The sequence below is a fragment of the Serratia sp. X10 genome (genome assembly GCF_017811775.1).
In the GTDB taxonomy this organism is placed as follows: Bacteria; Pseudomonadota; Gammaproteobacteria; order Enterobacterales; family Enterobacteriaceae; genus Serratia; species Serratia ureilytica.
Map to the genome: position 1 here is coordinate 1,033,684 of NZ_JAEIOH010000001.1, position 17,274 is coordinate 1,050,957.

Below are 17,274 nucleotides of genomic sequence, written 5' to 3' on the forward strand. Positions count from 1 at the left end.
GCGCAGACAAGGTAAACGACATGGCCGGAATTCAGTTAAACAGCGTTAAAAAAGTCTATCCCAACGGTTTCCACGCGCTGCACGGCGTCGATTTGGACATCGAGGACGGGGAATTTATGGTGTTCGTCGGCCCGTCAGGCTGCGCCAAATCCACCCTGCTACGGATGATCGCCGGGCTGGAGAGCGTCAGCGAGGGGCAGATCTTGATCCACGATCGCTGCGTCAACGACAGCATGCCGAAGGATCGCGGCATCGCCATGGTGTTCCAGAACTATGCGCTGTACCCGCACATGACGGTGTACAAGAACATGGCGTTCGGCCTGATCGGCAAAGAAAGCAAGGCCGAGATCGACCGCCGGGTGCGCGACGCGGCGGAAAAACTGGAGATCACCAACCTGCTGCAGCGCAAGCCAGGCCAGCTCTCTGGCGGCCAATGTCAGCGGGTGGCGGTCGGCCGCGCCATCGTGCGTAAACCCAAGGTGTTTCTATTTGACGAGCCGCTGTCCAACCTCGACGCCAAGCTGCGGGTGTCGATGCGCGTGCAACTGATCGAACTGCACAATCAACTGAAGCAGGAAGGTGCCGCTGCCACCATGGTGTACGTCACCCACGATCAGGTCGAAGCGATGACCATGGGCGATCGCATTTGCGTGATGAACCGCGGCGCCATCATGCAGGTGGATAAACCGATCAACCTGTATCACCACCCCGCCAACCGTTTCGTCGCCGAGTTTATCGGCAGCCCGTCGATGAACCTGCACGATCTGGCGATCGTGCGCGACGGCCAAACGGTGCGGCTGCGCATCGGCCTGCAGCATCAGCTCGATCTGCCGCCCGCGCTGCAACGGCAATTGGCGGACTACCCGCATGCGCGGGTGTGCCTCGGCATCCGGCCGGAGTCCCTGCGGCTGTGCACGCCCGGCAGCGCAAACTGTTTCCCGGCGCAGATCGTCACTATCGAGCGCATGGGCAACGAAGAGCTGTTGCACTGCGAACTGGCCGACCTGCGCTTCGTGCTGCGCATGGCGTCGCTGCCGGATTGGGAACCGCGCCTCGGCGAAAATATTCATCTGGCATTCGATCTGACGCGCGCGCATTTGTTCGACGAGCTCAGCGGCCAAAACCTCAAATAACAACAGCGGAGTATCCAGCAATGTCGTCAACACAACCCAACAGCTTTGCCCATCGCCCGGTGCGGGTGCTGGTGGTCGGCGCCGGGGCGCGCGGCGAAATCTACTCGCGCTATGCGCTGGCGCATCCCGATTTGATGCAGGTGGTGGCGGTAGCGGAACCGCGTGACGCCTACCGCGAGCAGTTTGTGGCGCAGCATGCCATCGCGCCGGAAAACGTCTTCACCGACTGGAGCCTGGCCGCCGACGCCGGCAAGCTGGCCGACGCGGTGCTGATCTGCACCCAGGATCAGATGCATCTGGAGCCGGCGCTGGCCTTCGCCCGCCAGGGCTACGCCATGCTGCTGGAAAAACCGCTGTCGCCGGACGCCGACGAGTGCCGCGCCATCGTCGCCGAGGTGGTACGCCAAAAGCTGATCTTCTCGGTCGGCCACGTGCTGCGCTATACCCGCTATACCCAAAAGCTCAAGCAGCTGCTGCGCGACGGCGCGATCGGCGATATCGTCAGCCTGCAGCACCTGGAACCGGTCGGCTACTGGCACCAGGCGCACTCTTTCGTGCGCGGCAACTGGCGCAACGATCAACAGGCCGCTTTTATGCTGCTGCAGAAATCCTGCCACGATATCGACTGGATCCGCTACGTGATGGAGCAACCCTGTGAGCAGGTCAGCTCCTTCGGCAACCTGCGCCATTTCCGCCGGGAAAACCAACCGGCCGGCGCGGCGGACAACTGCCTGGATTGCACGGTAGAGGCGTCCTGCCCCTATTCCGCCAAGCGGATCTATCTGGGCGACGACCACAAGGCCACACCCGGTTTTCTGCGGGTGCTGACGCCGGAACCCGACCAAACGACGCTGCGGGCGGCGCTGCGCGACGGTCCTTACGGCCGCTGCGTCTACCGCTGCGACAATAATGTGGTCGACCATCAGGTGGTCAACATGCAGTTCGCCGGCGGCCGCACCGCGTCGTTCACCATGACAGCCTTTACCCGCCACGAAGATCGCCATACCCGCATCTTCGGTAGCCGTGGCTGCCTGGAGGGCGACGGCCGCCATATTCGCATCACCTCGTTCCTCGACGACGGCGAAACGCATTACGACACCGACGCCGGCCAGGATCTGCACGCCATGGCCGGGCACGGCGGCGGCGACTACTACCTGATGCAGCACTTTATCGCGGCCATTCGCGCCAACGATCCGAGCCAGGTGCTGGCCGGCCCGACGGAAGCGCTGGAGAGCCATCTGATGGTGTTCGCCGCCGAACGCGCGCGCCGCGAAGCGGCGGTGATCGCCCTGAACGGAGCCTGAAGCATGGCGTTGAGAGAGATGCATTACGGCTTCGACATCGGCGGCACCAAGATCGAAATGGCCGCCTACGATCGCCGGCTCAATCAGGTGATGATCCAACGGGTGCGCACCCCAACCGGCGATTACGGCGAGTTCGTGGCCTGTATCGCCGGGCTGGTTGACCAGGCGGATCGCGAGCTGCATACGCGCGGCAGCATCGGCATCGGTTTACCGGGGATCACCGATCCCGTCAGCCGCCGCCAGTTAGCGGTCAACGTGCCCTGCCTGACCGGCCATTGCCTGGCGGATGACCTGACGCAGGCGTTGGCGCGACCTATCGCCATCGAGAACGACTGCCGCTGCTTCGCGCTGTCGGAAGCCAGCACGCCGCAAACCGCGCACCTGCCGTTGGTGTTCGGCGCCATCATCGGCACCGGCGCTGGCGGCGGCCTGGTGGTGAACCGGCAACTGCACAAAGGGCGTAACGGCGTGGCGGGCGAATGGGGCCATATGCCGATATCGGCCCAGCTGGCGCAACGTTACGATCTGCCGCTGTTCAGCTGCAACTGCGGGCTGACCGGCTGCTTTGAACGCTACGTCTCCGGCAACGGGCTGCTGGCGCTGAGCCGCCATTTTGCCCATCCGGCCGCCGACGTGCCGTCGTTGGTCGCCAGCTACCGCGCCGGCGATCCGCTCGCGCAGCGGCTGATGGCCCTCTACGTCGATATTCTGGCCAGCGCGCTGGCCGGCTTACAGCTGCTGTTGGACGTCGATGCCTTCGTGCTTGGCGGCGGGCTGTCGAACGTCGGTGAGCTGTACCGGCTGCTGCCGCCGGCGATGCGGTGCTGGCTGCTGCCGGGCGTGGAACCCGCGGCGGTGTTCCCGCCGGTGCACGGTGACAGCAGCGGCGTGCGCGGCGCGGCGCTTTTGCACGCTGCAGCATAAAAAAACAGTGAAAGCCCGGCGGCTGCCGAACGATCGCTGCGGCTTTCGTCATCGGCGGAGCGAATGAATAACCGCCGGGAATTGTCGACTGAAAAATAACGAATTTGCCGTTTTCACTTTGCGTTAACCCCGCTTTCGGTTAGTGCTCAATCGAAAGCAAAATAAAATATAACCAACTGATAGATATAGATATTTTAAAATTAATCGATTGCATTTCAGTGTTTCGTTTGCTGTAATTCGCCACGAACAACTGAAAGCGCTCCGGTCGGCATCGCTGCGGCTTATTAAGCCGCGGACGGGCACGGCTACAGGTAAATCAGGAGTCTGCGTTAATGATCAATACCGCAAAACGCCGGGAATTAATTATCGACCAGCTGTGCCGCGAGGGCTCGGTGCGTGTGGAGCAGCTCAGCCAGCAGTTTTCGGTGTCCAGCGTCACCATCCGCAGCGATCTGCGTCAGCTGGAACAGCACGGCTGTGCGGTGCGCGCCTACGGCGGCGCCATGTTGAACAAACAGTTCGCCTTCGACCGCCCGCTGCAGGACAAGGGCCGCATCAACCGCGACGTGAAACACGCCATCGCCTGCGCGGCGGCGGCGCTGATCGAAGACGGCGACGCCGTCATCCTCGACTCCGGCTCCACCACCAGCCAGATGGCGCCACAGCTGGCGGGGAAAAAGGATCTGGTGGTGATGACCAACGCGCTGAATATCGCCTTCGAACTGGCCAACAACGAGCAGATCGATCTGATGGTGGTCGGCGGCAGCGTACGCCGCAAAGCCTGGTCGTTGTACGGCCCCGCCGCCGAACAGCAGCTGCGCCAGTACCGCTTCGACAAACTGTTTCTCGGCGTCGACGGTTTCGATCTGGCGGGCGGCATCACTACGCCGGATCCGGGCGAAGCGCAGCTCAACCGGGTGATGTGTGAAGTGGCGCGCGAAGTGATCGCCATCGCCGACGCCAGCAAATTCGGCCGCACCAGCTTTTGCATGATCCGCGAAGTCGGCCAGATCCACCGCCTGGTCACCGACAGCCGTATTCCGGCGCACTACCTGCAGGCGCTGCACCATTTAGGGATCGACGTGATTATCGCCGACCGTTAACCGAGGCTTTTAAGGAGTTGTCATCATGAATGCGTATTTCTCTTACGAGGCGGATTGGCTGAAGCAGCGCAACGCCTGGCACACCGCCGCAGAGATTTGGCAGCAGCCGGACCTGTGGGCGGCGCTGCACCGGCAGCTGCAGGATCAACAGGCGCAGTGGCAGCCGTTCCTCGCGCCGCTGTTGAGCAATCCTCGGCTGCAAATCGTGCTGTGCGGCGCCGGCAGTTCGGCGTTCGCCGGCCGGGCTCTGGCGCCCTGGCTGCGCGAACGCACCGGCCGCGACGTAGTGGCCTACGGCACCACCGATATCGTCGCCAACCCGCTGCAGTATCTCGCCCCTGACCGGCCGACGCTGCTGGTGTCCTTCGCCCGCTCGGGCAACAGCCCGGAAAGCGTGGCGACGGTGGAACTGGCCGACCAGCTGCTGCCGAAAAGCTATCACCTGATGCTGGTGTGCAACCCGGACAGCCGGCTGGCGCAGTATGCGCATCAGCGCGATAACGTCTGTTCGCTGGTGATGCCACTGGGCGCCAACGATCAGAGCTTCGCCATGACCTCCAGCTTCAGCTGCATGATGCTGAGCGCCGCGCTGCTGCTCGGCCCAATGTCGCTTGAGGCCGCCCAGGCGCCGCTGCACGCCATGGTGCAGCGCTGCCGTGAACTGCGCGAAATGCTGCAGCCGCAGGTAAAGGCACTGGCCGCCAGCGGCTTCCGCCGCTACATCACCCTCGGCGGCAGCTGTTTCACCGGCCTGGCCGAAGAGGCCTCGCTCAAGATGCTGGAGCTCACCGCCGGGCGAATCGTGACACGCTACGACTCACCGCTCGGTCTGCGCCACGGCCCTAAATTTATGGTCGACGGCCAGACATTGGTGGTGCTGATGTTCTCCCACGACGACTACGCCCGTCAGTATGACCGCGACCTGTGGAACGAACTGCAGCGCGACGGGCTGGCGATGCAGTTGGTCGGCTTGACCGGCGAGCACCATCCCCTCACCGATGCCCTGCTGCATATGCACAACGCGGCAGACGATATCTGGCTGCTGTTCCCGTATCTGCTGTTCACCCAGATGCTGGCCTTCGAGAGTTCGCTGGCGTTGGGGCTCACCCCGGACAACCCGTGCCCGACCGGTGAAGTCAACCGGGTGGTGAAAGGCGTGACGATTTACCGTTTTCCCTCCCCTGAGCTGTAAGGAGATCCCATGTATCTGATAGCCAACCGAGAAATGCTGCTCAAGGCGCAGCGCCAGGGTTACGCCGTGCCGGCGTTTAACGTCCACAATCTGGAAACCGTGCAGGTGGTGGCGGAGACCGCCGCCGAACTGCGCTCGCCGGTAATCATGGCCGGCACGCCCGGCACCTTCAGCTATGCCGGCACCGACTACCTGATCGGCATCTGCCAATCGGCCGCGCACCGCTACGATCTGCCGCTGGCGCTGCATCTGGATCATCATGAAGAGCTGGACGACATTGAGCACAAGGTAAAAAGCGGCATTCGCTCGGTGATGATCGACGGCTCCCACTTGCCGTTCGAACAGAACATCGCCAAGGTAGCCGCCGCAGTGGCCCTGTGCCATCGCTACGGCGCCAGCGTGGAGGCGGAGCTGGGCCGCCTGGGCGGGCAAGAGGACGATTTGATCGTCGATACGGCGGACAGCTTCTATACCGATCCGGCCGCCGCGCGCGAGTTTGTCGCCGCCACCGGCATCGATTCGCTGGCGGTGGCGATCGGTTCCGCCCACGGCCTGTATCACGGCGAACCGAAGCTGGACTTCGAACGCCTGGCGCTGATCCGCGAACAGGTGGACGTGCCGTTGGTGCTGCACGGCGCCTCCGGCATTCCGGAAGCGATGGTCAAGCGCGCGATCTCGCTCGGCGTTTGCAAGGTCAACGTCGCCACCGAACTGAAAATCGCCTTCGCCGATGCGGTGAAAAGCTACTTTTCACAGCACCCGGATGCCAACGATCCGCGCAAATACATCGTCCCTGGCAAACTGGCGATGAAAGAAGTGGTGGCGGAAAAGATCCGCATCTGCGGCAGCAGCGGCATGCTGTAACCCCGCTCTCGCCCCCGTTGCTGCAGCCGCGCAACGGGGACGAAAACGGCCCGCCCTTGCCCGACTTTCCTGAGAGAACGATCACAGCCTTTCACCCTGCCCGCGCCGGAAATCATTAACCGGTCTTCACTATGATCCAAATCATGGTTTTACTCATCCTGCCTCCCTATTATCAAATTCATTGAATGCGGGTAGTAGGATTTTTGCCCATTCGTTTTTATTTCGCCAGGCGAAATAGCTTATTTGATGAAAACAAGCGCGCTTGTTTTTTAATTGGCAGTGTTTTTACTCTGAAAGGAACAGCGTATGAACCATTACTTAGCCGTATTAAGCGCATTGGTCATTCTGCCCTTCGCTCTGCAAGCAAAACCGCTTTCCGGCAGCCAGGTCGCCTCTGGCGTCGTCCGCTTCACCGGCGCCATTACCACGCCGGCATGCACCGTCAAACATCAGGATGAAAAGCTTATCTCCAGCTGCTTCGGTAAAGTGACGGAATATCAGAACGCGTATATATCCTCTTCGTTAAAAGAGATGCCAAAAGAATTAGTTTCTGCCGTCAGCAGTGAGATGGTGAATAACGATCCCCATTTAAAGCGCGTGACCATCAGCTATAAGTAACCACAAAGCGTTACTGCCTGCTGAAATAATAAACAAGACACAACTTGTCTTGATGAATTATAAATTTATTTTATAAATTTATCGCACAATAACTCCCCGCCTTACCGTAAGCCGGCTATTCGGGCGACCCTGCGGTCGCCCATCAGCATGTCCGAAATCCGCCATCGCTCCCTTGCGTTTCATGCGATAATCGCCCTACCAAACCGAGGAGTGATCCAGATGCAGACTTTTTTGATTGATCGTACCGCCACGCCGGTGGGAGAACTGGTGCTGATTGCCGATGAACAGGGGCGCCTGCGGGCGATTGACTGGACCGATCACGAAGCGCGCCTGATGAAGCTGCTGAATACCCACTACCGCGCCGATCGGTTCACCCTGCGCGAACAGCGCGATCCCAGCGGGCTGACCGACGCCATGCAGCGCTATTTCGCAGGTGAACTGAGCATTATCGATCGGTTGCCGGTGATGACCGCCGGCACCGAGTTCCAACGCACCGTGTGGCAACAGCTGCGCCAAATCCCCTGCGGCGAGATACTGACCTACGGCCAGCTCGCGCAACGTATCGGCCGTCCGACCGCTTCGCGCGCGGTCGGCATGGCCAACGGTTCCAATCCGATCAGCATCGTCGTGCCCTGCCACCGAGTGATCGGTTCGCAAGGCGCGCTGACCGGCTATGCCGGCGGTGTACAGCGCAAACAGTGGCTGCTGCAGCACGAAGGCTACCTGCCTAAAAGCCTGCTGTAGCCGCGCCAGGCGATTATCCGGCGCCATTGTTTGGCGCCGCTTAATAAAGCCCATTGCTCAACGCCACGCTCGCAGGCCGCTGGGCCCTATGAATAACCTGTGTGAATAAAACGCATAAGTCACAAATAATACTCATAACTTCAGTCCCCTACAGAATAATCGGCGGCATGTGTGCGTAAAATTCGCACACAATGCCCCTATTCATGCTAATGCTACCCTTATCAGCTGCGGCAAAAGATGTTAAAATTGACTCATATCAATTATTGAATGAGCGTAATCTATGATCCCGGAAAAACGCGTGATTCGTCGTATCCAGTCTGGTGGTTGTGCGATCCATTGCCAGGACTGCAGCATCAGCCAGCTGTGCATTCCTTTCACCCTTAATGCCCACGAGCTGGATCAGCTCGACAACATTATCGAGAGGAAAAAGCCTATTCAGAAAGGCCAGACCCTGTTCAAGGCCGGCGACGAGCTGAAATCGCTGTACGCGATCCGTTCCGGGACCATCAAGAGCTACACCATCACCGAGCAAGGCGACGAGCAGATCACCGGCTTCCACCTGGCGGGTGACCTGGTGGGCTTTGACGCCATCGGCGGCCTGAAGCACCCAAGCTTCGCCCAGGCGCTGGAAACCTCGATGGTGTGCGAAATTCCGTTCGAGACCCTCGACGATCTGTCCGGCAAAATGCCGAACCTGCGTCAGCAGATCATGCGGTTGATGAGCGGCGAGATCAAAGGCGACCAGGACATGATCCTGCTGTTGTCGAAGAAAAACGCCGAAGAGCGCCTGGCGGCGTTCGTTTACAACCTGTCGCGCCGCTTTGCGGAGCGCGGCTTCTCACCGCGCGAGTTCCGTTTGACCATGACCCGCGGCGACATCGGCAACTACCTTGGCCTGACGGTGGAAACCATCAGCCGCCTGCTGGGCCGCTTCCAGAAAAGCGAAATCCTCAGCGTGAAAGGCAAATACATCACCATCGAAAACGCCGACGCGCTGTCGGTGCTGGCCGGCACGCCGCGCATCAACGTGACCGTCAACGCCTGATCCCCCTGCCGGATCACCATTTCCCCGAAATTGTTGATCCGGCACGCTTCTGTTGTTGTTCTGTTTTTCAATGTTGGGTTACTCTGTAAATTAACAGACTGTTGATTTCAGCTGTAAGGAGGCCCTATGGCGAAGTATCAGAATCTTCTGGTGGCTATTGACCCCAATCAGGACGATCAGCCGGCATTGCGCCGCGCCGTGTACCTGGTAAAACGGAACGGCGGGCGCATTAAGGCCTTCCTGCCCATCTATGACTTCTCTTACGAAATGACGACCCTGCTCTCCCCGGATGAAAGAACGGCGATGCGGCAAGGTGTGATCAGCCAACGCGCCGCCTGGATCAACGAGCAGTGCCGCTTCTATCTCAACGACGGCGTGCCGATCGAAATCAAAGTGGTCTGGCATAACCGCCCCTTCGAAGCCATCATTCAGGAAGTGCTTTCCGGTCAACATGACCTGCTGCTGAAAATGGCGCACCAACACGACCGGTTGGAGTCAGTGATCTTTACCCCCACCGACTGGCACCTGCTGCGCAAATGCCCTTGCCCGGTGTGGATGGTGAAAGACCAGCCCTGGCCGGAAGGCGGCAAGGCGCTGGTGGCGGTCAATCTGGCCAGCGAAGAACCCTATCACGACCCGCTCAATATCAAACTGGTGCAAGAAACCGTCGAACTGGCGCAAAATGTCAACCAGACCGAGGTTCACCTGGTCGGCGCCTATCCCGTTACCCCGATCAACATCGCCATCGAATTGCCCGACTTCGACCCGAGCGTCTACAACGACGCCATCCGCGGCCAGCATCTGATCGCCATGAAGGCGCTGCGGCAAAAATTCTGCATTAAGGAAGAGTTCACCCACGTGGAAAAAGGCCTGCCGGAAGAGGTGATCCCCGATCTGGCCGAACATCTGCAGGCCGGCGTGGTGGTGCTGGGCACCCTGGGCCGCACCGGCATTTCAGCCGCCTTTATCGGCAACACCGCGGAACATGTGATCGATCATCTGAAATGCGACCTGCTGGTGATTAAACCGGAAAACTTCAACTGCCCGATCGAGGCGGATGAAGACGACGAACACGACGACGAAGATTAAGCTTCGCGCATAAAGAAACGGGCCGCTGAAAAGCGGCCCGTTTTTCTTTGGTTGCCCAATTTTACTTCTGCAACGCCCGCAAAATCGCTTCCACGCTGTCTTTGGCGTCGCCAAACAGCATTTGGGTGTTCTCCTTGAAGAACAGCGGATTCTGCACGCCGGCGTAGCCGGTGTTCATCGACCGTTTGAACGCGATCACGTTCTGCGCTTTCCACACTTCCAATACCGGCATGCCGGCGATCGGGCTGCGTGGATCTTCCAGCGCCGCCGGGTTCACCGTATCGTTGGCGCCGATCACCAGCACGGTGTCGGTATCCGGGAAATCGTCGTTGATTTCATCCATCTCCAACACCACGTCGTACGGCACCTTCGCTTCCGCCAGCAGCACGTTCATGTGCCCCGGCAAGCGCCCCGCGACCGGGTGAATGCCGAAGCGCACCTTCACGCCGCGCGCCCGCAGTTTTTCGGTGATTTCCGCCACCGGATACTGCGCCTGCGCCACCGCCATGCCGTAGCCCGGGGTGATGATCACCGAGGTGGAGTTCTTCAACTGCTCGGCCACCTCTTCCGCCGTGGTTTCACGGTATTCGCCCATCTCTTCGGCATCGCCGGTGGACGAACCGTCGCTGCCGAAACCGCCGGCGATCACGCTGATAAACGAGCGGTTCATCGCCTTACACATGATGTAAGACAGGATCGCACCCGAAGAGCCCACCAGCGCGCCGGTGACGATCAGCAGATCGTTGCTCAGCATGAAGCCCGCTGCGGCCGCCGCCCACCCCGAGTAGGAGTTGAGCATCGACACCACCACCGGCATGTCAGCACCGCCGATCGAGGCGACCAGATGCCAGCCGAACGCCAGCGCGATCGCCGTCATCAGCAGCAGCGTCACCACCTGCCAGCCCACGCTGTCGGTGCGCACGAACGCCACCAGCAGCAGGAACGAGACCGCCAGCGCCGCCAGGTTTAGCTTATGGCGATTCGGCAGCATCAACGGCTTGGAAGAAATGATGCCGCGCAGCTTGCCGAAAGCGACGATCGACCCGGTGAAGGTCACCGCGCCGATAAAGATGCCGAGGAACACTTCGGTCAGATGGATATTCGCCATCACCGGCTCCATCGGCGCACCGTGATCCAGATAACTGTTGAAACCGACCAGCACCGCGGCCAAGCCAACGAAGCTGTGCAGCACCGCCACCAGTTCCGGCATTTCGGTCATCTCGACCTTCTTCGCCAGATAGACGCCGATCGAGCCGCCGATGATCATGGCGATGATGATCCAACCGACGTTGCCGGAATCCGGCCCCAGAATGGTCGCGATCAGCGCGATCGCCATGCCGGCGACGCCGAACAGGTTGCCCTGCTTCGACGTTTCGTGGCGCGACAGGCCCGCCAGGCTGAAAATAAACAAAATAGCGGCAACAATGTATGCAGCTGTAACCAATCCTCCAGACATTTGTTACCCCTTAGTTCTTGCGGAACATCTTCAGCATGCGCTGAGTGACGGTGAACCCACCGAAAATATTGATGCTGGCGATCAGCACGGCGATAAAGGAGAGGAAACTCACCCAGCCGCCGTGGCCAATTTGCAGCAGCGCACCGACCACGATAATCCCCGAGATCGCGTTGGTGACCGACATCAGCGGGGTATGCAACGCATGGCTGACGTTCCAGACCACGTAGTAACCGACCACGCAGGCCAGCGCAAACACGGTAAAGTGCGACAGGAACTCTTTCGGGGCTGCGTCCGCCAGCCAGCCGAACAACAGGATCGCCAGAGCCATCAGGCCGTACTTCAGCCACGGCGAGGTCGGCTTGGCTTCAGGTTTAGCGACCGGCGCGGCGGCGGGCGCCGCTTTCGGCTGGGCGGAAACCTGGATCGGCGGCGCCGGCCAGGTGATTTCACCGCTGCGCACCACGGTAACGCCGCGGATCACCGTATCGTCGAAATCGATGTCGATCTCGCCGTTCTTCTCTTTCGACAGCAGCTTAAGCAGGTTGACCAGGTTGGTGCCGTACAGCTGCGAAGATTGTGTCGGCAAGCGGCTCGGCAGATCGGTATAGCCGATGATTTTCACGCCGTTGTCGGTCACGGTAATGGTATCGGCCACGGTCAGTTCGCAGTTGCCGCCGGTTTGCGCCGCCAGATCGACGATCACGCTGCCCGGCTTCATCGACGCCACCATCTCTTTGGTGATCAGCTTCGGCGCCGGTTTGCCCGGGATCAGCGCGGTGGTCACGATGATGTCAACCTCCGCCGCCTGTGCGGCGAACAGCGCCATCTCGGCCTTGATAAAGGCTTCGGACATCACTTTGGCGTAACCGTCGCCGCTGCCCGCTTCCTCTTCAAAATCCAGCTCGAGGAATTCCGCGCCCATGCTCTGCACCTGCTCTTTCACTTCCGGGCGGGTGTCGAAGGCGCGCACGATGGCGCCGAGGCTGCCCGCAGCGCCGATCGCCGCCAGGCCGGCCACGCCGGCGCCGATGATCATCACCTTGGCCGGCGGCACTTTGCCGGCGGCGGTGATCTGGCCGGTGAAGAAGCGGCCGAACTCATGCGCCGCCTCGACGATGGCGCGGTAGCCGGCGATGTTGGCCATCGAGCTCAGCGCATCCATCGACTGGGCGCGCGAGATGCGCGGCACCGAGTCCATCGCCAGCGCGGTGACCTTGCGCGCCGCCAGCTTGGCCATCAGCTCGGGGTTTTGCGCCGGCCAGATAAAGCTGACCAGCGTGCTGCCTTCGCGCATCAAGGCGATCTCGTCGTCTTGCGGCGCGTTGACTTTCAGGATCAGATCCGACTGCCACACTTCGTTTTCGTCGACCAGCGCCGCGCCGGCGGCTTCGTAGGCGACGTCGTCAAAACTGGCCAGTTTGCCCGCCCCGCGTTCAATCGCGACGGAAAAACCCAGCTTCAGCAGTTGTTCCACCGTTTTCGGCGTGGCTGCGACCCGGGCTTCATTGGCCAACCGCTCTCTTGGTACACCAATACGCATAATGTTCCCTTCTCACCTGTCTTGGATGATGTTTATTATTTTCCTGCCCATAGAACGGCGCCACCGGCGAGCGTTGCGTCAACTTGCCCGCACTGATTTCAGACGCCAACTATAACCTACTGAAAATAAGGTCGATGATCCATAATTGCTTACGCATTCAGCCCTGTTTTTACATAAAAACGCCGGGCGCGATATGACAAATCGCAATTTACAGTGAAAAAATGCATACAGAACAGCACATTCTGCATGGTTAGAGGTTTTCGCCCGGCGTAACGATTTATCGCCATGCGGGGCGGATAAGCATAAAAGTTATCATTTTGTGAATAATTAACACTAATGACACCAAAGCCTTTATTATGGAAACTTATGGCGGCGGCGCCATCCGTGCGACCCGCGTCACCGTCGGCGATTTGTCGCACGGGATAACATAAAATGCTGAGACAGTTTTCAGAATTACATGTAATAATCGACGGCTGAATTACACTTAAACAGTTCAGTACGTTATAAACGTTAATGCGCTAGGCGAAAGGATTTTTTATGAAGCTGAAGACCACGATCATCGCGTCAGCCTTGTTATCACTCACCGCGCTGTCTGCTCAAGCTGCGCAAGAGTTAACTCCTGAGAAAGCAGCGGCGCTGAAGCCGTTTGATCGCATCACGATTACCGGCCGCTTCAATGCGATCAATGAAGCCGTCGACGCCGTATCCCGCCGTGCAGACAAACTGGGTGCCGATTCCTTCTATATCCAGGACAGCAACAACAGCAACAACGGCGGCAACTGGCGCGTCACCGCAGACCTTTATCATAAAGATGCGCCAGAAGTGAGCAAAACACCAAAATACCGCGTATTTAACGGCGTGAATGAACTGCCTAAAGAGGAAGCCTACCTGCTGGAGCCTTACGATACCGTGAGCGTCAGCGGTTTCTACCGCAGCCAGCCGGACATTAACGACGCCATCTCCAAAGAAGCGCAGAAAAAAGGCGCCGCCTCGTTCTTCATCGTGCGCCAGGTTGACGCCAACTCCGGCGGCAACCAGTTCGTCACCGCCTACATCTATAAGGCCGATGCGCCGAAACGCCGCGTGCAGAGCCCGGACGCCATCCCGGCCGATTCTGACGCCGGCCGCGCCGCGCTGGCCGCCGGCGGCGCCGCAGCCGCGAAAGTCGAAATTCCTGGCGTCGCGTCTTCCGGTTCACCAAGCCGCGAAGTGGGCCGTTTCTTCGAAACCCAGTCCTCTACCGGCCAACGCTATACCGTCACGCTGCCTAACGGCACCAAGATTCAGGAAGTGAACAACGTGACCGCCGCGCAGATGGTGCCGTTCGATTCCGTCACCTTCACCGGCCACTTCAACAGCATGACCGACGTGTCCACCGAAGTGGCGAAACGCGCGGCCGAGAAAGGCGCCAAGTACTACCACGTCACTCGCCAGTGGCAGAACAAGAGCGGCGGCAACCTGACCGTCAGCGCCGATCTGTTCAAATAAAACCCGCTTTTCGGTTTACCATCGGGCAGCCCTTGAGCTGCCCGTTTTTATTGCCGCTCTTTTCGCCGCTCGTTGAATAGTTTTTTGTAAATTCCGCATATTCAATCATTGCATCTCTAATCATCCCTCCGTAGAATTTGCGCCAATTTTTAGGGCTATTGTCTATTAGCGCAGTGGTTGTTAACACATTGTTGCCGCCAAGCAGTTCCCTTCCAGTTGTTTATTCTGCGTTCAGGATCCGTCATTGGAAAAAAAACTCGGTCTTACCGCGCTAACCGCTTTGGTGCTCAGCTCAATGCTGGGCGCCGGCGTGTTCAGTCTGCCGCAAAACATGGCGCAGGTCGCCAGCCCCGCCGCGCTGCTGCTGGGTTGGGGGATCACCGGCGTCGGCATTCTGTTTTTGGCGTTCGCCATGCTGTTGCTTACGCGTCTGCGCCCGGATCTGGACGGCGGCATCTTCACCTACGCCAAAGAGGGATTCGGCGAGCTGATGGGCTTCTGCTCCGCCTGGGGTTACTGGCTGTGCGCCGTGATCGCCAACGTCTCGTATCTGGTGATCGTGTTCGCGGCGTTGAGCATTTTCACCGATCGCGGCGGCAACGTTATTCTCGGTGACGGCAATACCTGGCAGGCGCTGATCGCCGAATCCGCCCTGCTGTGGATCGTGCACGCGCTGGTGCTGCGCGGCGTGCAAACCGCCGCCAGCATCAATCTTGCGGCCACCCTCGCCAAGCTGCTGCCGCTGGGGATGTTCGCCGTTCTGGCGGCGATCGCCTTTAAAATGGACGTGTTCACGCTGGACTTCCAGGGGATCGCCCTCGGCAAGCCGGTGTGGGAACAGGTCAAGGACACCATGCTGATCACCCTGTGGGTGTTTATCGGCGTGGAAGGCGCCGTGGTGGTTTCCGCGCGCGCGCGCAATAAGAAGGACGTGGGCCGCGCGACCATGTTGGCGGTGCTGTCGGCGCTGGCGGTGTATCTGATGGTCACCTTGCTGTCGCTGGGGGTGGTGCCGCGCAGTGAACTGGCCGACATGCGCAACCCGTCGATGGCAGTGCTGATGGTGGAACTGATTGGCCCGTGGGGAGACGTGATCATCGCCGCCGGTCTTATCATTTCCGTGTGCGGCGCCTACCTCAGCTGGACCATCATGGCGGCGGAAGTCCCCCTGCTGGCCGCACAGCACGGCGCATTTCCACGCGTGTTCGGCAAACAGAACCGCCATCACGCCCCATCGTCTTCGCTGTGGCTGACCAACATCGCGGTGCAGCTGGCGTTGGTGCTGATCTGGTTGACCGGCAGCAACTACAACTCGCTGTTGACCATCGCGTCGGAAATGATCCTGGTGCCTTACTTCCTGGTCGGCGCATTTCTGTTCAAGGTGGCTTACCGCCGCCGCGACAAGCGCCTGATCTTCGCCGCCACCGGCGCCTGCGTTTATGGTTTATGGCTGCTGTACGCTTCCGGGTTAATGCACCTGCTGATGTCGGTGCTGCTTTATGCGCCGGGCCTGTTGGTGTTCATGTACGCCCGCCGCGGCCATCAGGATATCAATCTGCTGAATCGCCTGGAAAAAGGCAGCATCTTACTGCTGCTGGTGGCCACGCTGCCCGCCGGCTGGTTTATGCTGCACTAACGTGTCCCGTCAATGCGGCTGCCCGTCAGCCGCATTTTGCTTCCTCTTTTTCCCCTGCTACCGCGTTCCCCCCCCTTTGCATAGTCAGCCATGCACCACGCTTGCGATCTCAAATGCAATTAATTATCATTATCATTTATTGGTTAATGGTAAGACGCGAGTGCCCCTGGCGAGAGGCGTCAGGCGGCGGATGAAGACAGGCTGAAAATGGAAGGCATTTCATGGCTGAGAAACTGCTGCACTCATTACCTTTGTTTACCGCCTGGGAGGCGCTGATCGCCGAGGGCAACACGGCGTTTAATCAGCGGCACGATCGCCAGGCGATGGCGCGCTATCAACAGGCGCTGGAGGGGGCTCAGGCGATCATCGCCGAGAAGCCCTGGCTGAATGCGGACTATACCGCCAGATTTGAAGCGCTGAATATTTTCGAGTCTGCCCTTGCCGCGCTGATCGTCACGTTCAACAACATTACCCATCTGCGCCTGCGGCAGAAGCCTCTGCGCGGCGTCGAGCTGCATGTTCATCAGGCCCGAGTCGCTATCGAGCAACTCTTGGCCGATTCGTCGCTGTGCGAACAGATGCAGCAGATCGCCGAACGGCACCTGCTGCGTTTCAGGATTGAAACCCTGCACTTGCTGCGCGAACACCGGCTGCCGGAAACCAGCGTCTGCGCGCCGGCGGCCAACGCTTCCGCTACCTTGCATTAAAAGTGACACACCAATCTGAGGGTCATCTGTAATGAATGAATTGAATGACGAGATGAAGAAGATGCTGGCTAAACAGCTGCCTGTGCAGGCGACCAGCAGCCCGAACGGCGTTCCCGATATCGGCCCCAAGCGATCTTTGCGCCTCTATGATGACCGTACGCTGATTTATAACGAAAATACCGGAGGCCAAACGCTGAAAAACATCAAGGCCGGCTCGAAAATGGCCGTTGTGGTCATCGATCGCGAGGCGCTGGACGGTTACCGCTTCGTTGGCACGCCCGAACTGTTTCTGGCGGGCAAGCCGTTTGACGATGCGTTGACGTTTGCGGAAAAAAACGGGATGAAGCCGCCGAAGTACGCGGTGTTAATTCATATAGACAGTATTTATACCCTGCGCTCCGGCCCGAATGCCGGGACCCAGCTCTAGACGC

Annotated in this window: 16 protein-coding genes; 14 read left to right on the forward strand and 2 right to left on the reverse strand. The window is 59.6% G+C overall.

The features are described 5' to 3' along the window. Positions 1 to 20: 20 nt before the first annotated feature. From J9788_RS05055 to uspE, 10 genes are all read left to right on the forward strand, one after another. On the forward strand, positions 21 to 1,133 hold the full coding sequence (locus J9788_RS05055) for an ABC transporter ATP-binding protein (RefSeq protein ID WP_019452622.1): 1,113 nt from the start codon (positions 21 to 23) through the stop codon (positions 1,131 to 1,133). A 20-nt stretch (positions 1,134 to 1,153) separates the two neighbouring features. Next, positions 1,154 to 2,437, forward strand: a complete 1,284-nt coding sequence (locus J9788_RS05060) for a Gfo/Idh/MocA family protein (protein ID WP_182264387.1) — start codon at positions 1,154 to 1,156, stop codon at positions 2,435 to 2,437. A gap of 18 nt (positions 2,438 to 2,455) precedes the next feature. Then, positions 2,456 to 3,361: an ROK family protein gene (locus tag J9788_RS05065; protein WP_094142651.1), complete on the forward strand. Its 906-nt coding sequence runs from the start codon at positions 2,456 to 2,458 to the stop codon at positions 3,359 to 3,361. Between the two features lie 332 nt (positions 3,362 to 3,693). Continuing rightward, complete coding sequence (agaR, locus tag J9788_RS05070; protein WP_019452625.1) at positions 3,694 to 4,464, forward strand: transcriptional repressor AgaR; 771 nt, start codon at positions 3,694 to 3,696, stop codon at positions 4,462 to 4,464. A 25-nt stretch (positions 4,465 to 4,489) separates the two neighbouring features. Then, positions 4,490 to 5,656: an SIS domain-containing protein gene (locus J9788_RS05075; protein ID WP_182264386.1), complete on the forward strand. Its 1,167-nt coding sequence runs from the start codon at positions 4,490 to 4,492 to the stop codon at positions 5,654 to 5,656. Positions 5,657 to 5,665: 9 nt separating this feature from the next. Further along, positions 5,666 to 6,520, forward strand: a complete 855-nt coding sequence (locus tag J9788_RS05080; RefSeq protein WP_182264385.1) for a tagatose bisphosphate family class II aldolase — start codon at positions 5,666 to 5,668, stop codon at positions 6,518 to 6,520. 306 nt (positions 6,521 to 6,826) lie between these two features. Further along, complete coding sequence (locus J9788_RS05085; protein WP_182264384.1) at positions 6,827 to 7,138, forward strand: hypothetical protein; 312 nt, start codon at positions 6,827 to 6,829, stop codon at positions 7,136 to 7,138. Positions 7,139 to 7,357: 219 nt separating this feature from the next. Next, complete coding sequence (gene ogt / locus J9788_RS05090; protein ID WP_004938274.1) at positions 7,358 to 7,882, forward strand: methylated-DNA--[protein]-cysteine S-methyltransferase; 525 nt, start codon at positions 7,358 to 7,360, stop codon at positions 7,880 to 7,882. Positions 7,883 to 8,162: 280 nt separating this feature from the next. Continuing rightward, positions 8,163 to 8,927 carry an FNR family transcription factor gene (locus J9788_RS05095; RefSeq protein ID WP_004938278.1) on the forward strand — a complete coding sequence of 255 codons (765 nt, stop codon included), beginning with the start codon at positions 8,163 to 8,165 and terminating at the stop codon, positions 8,925 to 8,927. A gap of 126 nt (positions 8,928 to 9,053) precedes the next feature. Then, the gene (gene uspE, locus J9788_RS05100) at positions 9,054 to 10,016 is read left to right on the forward strand and encodes a universal stress protein UspE (RefSeq protein WP_004938281.1); all 963 of its coding nucleotides are present in this window, start codon (positions 9,054 to 9,056) and stop codon (positions 10,014 to 10,016) included. A 61-nt stretch (positions 10,017 to 10,077) separates the two neighbouring features. On the opposite strand, the gene pntB is transcribed toward uspE, so the two are convergent. Then, positions 10,078 to 11,472, reverse strand: coding sequence for a Re/Si-specific NAD(P)(+) transhydrogenase subunit beta (gene pntB, locus J9788_RS05105; RefSeq protein WP_046898244.1), 1,395 nt, complete (start codon positions 11,470 to 11,472; stop codon positions 10,078 to 10,080). Between the two features lie 10 nt (positions 11,473 to 11,482). Beyond that, on the reverse strand, positions 11,483 to 13,012 hold the full coding sequence (gene pntA / locus J9788_RS05110) for a Re/Si-specific NAD(P)(+) transhydrogenase subunit alpha (protein ID WP_182264383.1): 1,530 nt from the start codon (positions 13,010 to 13,012) through the stop codon (positions 11,483 to 11,485). A gap of 537 nt (positions 13,013 to 13,549) precedes the next feature. Here pntA and ydgH point away from each other — a divergent pair. From ydgH to J9788_RS05130, 4 genes are all read left to right on the forward strand, one after another. Further along, complete coding sequence (ydgH, locus tag J9788_RS05115) at positions 13,550 to 14,500, forward strand: DUF1471 family protein YdgH (RefSeq protein ID WP_046898243.1); 951 nt, start codon at positions 13,550 to 13,552, stop codon at positions 14,498 to 14,500. A gap of 244 nt (positions 14,501 to 14,744) precedes the next feature. Next, on the forward strand, positions 14,745 to 16,136 hold the full coding sequence (locus tag J9788_RS05120; RefSeq protein WP_033643208.1) for an amino acid permease: 1,392 nt from the start codon (positions 14,745 to 14,747) through the stop codon (positions 16,134 to 16,136). Positions 16,137 to 16,357: 221 nt separating this feature from the next. Beyond that, positions 16,358 to 16,843, forward strand: coding sequence for a hypothetical protein (locus J9788_RS05125; RefSeq protein ID WP_182264382.1), 486 nt, complete (start codon positions 16,358 to 16,360; stop codon positions 16,841 to 16,843). 31 nt (positions 16,844 to 16,874) lie between these two features. Beyond that, positions 16,875 to 17,270: a pyridoxamine 5'-phosphate oxidase family protein gene (locus tag J9788_RS05130; RefSeq protein WP_033643210.1), complete on the forward strand. Its 396-nt coding sequence runs from the start codon at positions 16,875 to 16,877 to the stop codon at positions 17,268 to 17,270. The last annotated feature ends 4 nt before the right edge of the window (positions 17,271 to 17,274 follow it).

Coding starts and splice junctions, on each gene's coding strand:
- uspE (WP_004938281.1), top strand. CDS start 9,054: ATGGCGAAGTATCAGAATCTTCTGGTGGCTATTGACCCCAATCAGGAC.
- J9788_RS05095 (WP_004938278.1), top strand. CDS start 8,163: ATGATCCCGGAAAAACGCGTGATTCGTCGTATCCAGTCTGGTGGTTGT.
- pntB (WP_046898244.1), bottom strand. CDS start 11,472: ATGTCTGGAGGATTGGTTACAGCTGCATACATTGTTGCCGCTATTTTG.
- J9788_RS05060 (WP_182264387.1), top strand. CDS start 1,154: ATGTCGTCAACACAACCCAACAGCTTTGCCCATCGCCCGGTGCGGGTG.
- J9788_RS05065 (WP_094142651.1), top strand. CDS start 2,456: ATGCATTACGGCTTCGACATCGGCGGCACCAAGATCGAAATGGCCGCC.
- ogt (WP_004938274.1), top strand. CDS start 7,358: ATGCAGACTTTTTTGATTGATCGTACCGCCACGCCGGTGGGAGAACTG.
- J9788_RS05075 (WP_182264386.1), top strand. CDS start 4,490: ATGAATGCGTATTTCTCTTACGAGGCGGATTGGCTGAAGCAGCGCAAC.
- J9788_RS05080 (WP_182264385.1), top strand. CDS start 5,666: ATGTATCTGATAGCCAACCGAGAAATGCTGCTCAAGGCGCAGCGCCAG.
- J9788_RS05055 (WP_019452622.1), top strand. CDS start 21: ATGGCCGGAATTCAGTTAAACAGCGTTAAAAAAGTCTATCCCAACGGT.
- J9788_RS05130 (WP_033643210.1), top strand. CDS start 16,875: ATGAATGAATTGAATGACGAGATGAAGAAGATGCTGGCTAAACAGCTG.
- agaR (WP_019452625.1), top strand. CDS start 3,694: ATGATCAATACCGCAAAACGCCGGGAATTAATTATCGACCAGCTGTGC.
- ydgH (WP_046898243.1), top strand. CDS start 13,550: ATGAAGCTGAAGACCACGATCATCGCGTCAGCCTTGTTATCACTCACC.
- J9788_RS05085 (WP_182264384.1), top strand. CDS start 6,827: ATGAACCATTACTTAGCCGTATTAAGCGCATTGGTCATTCTGCCCTTC.
- pntA (WP_182264383.1), bottom strand. CDS start 13,012: ATGCGTATTGGTGTACCAAGAGAGCGGTTGGCCAATGAAGCCCGGGTC.
- J9788_RS05125 (WP_182264382.1), top strand. CDS start 16,358: ATGGCTGAGAAACTGCTGCACTCATTACCTTTGTTTACCGCCTGGGAG.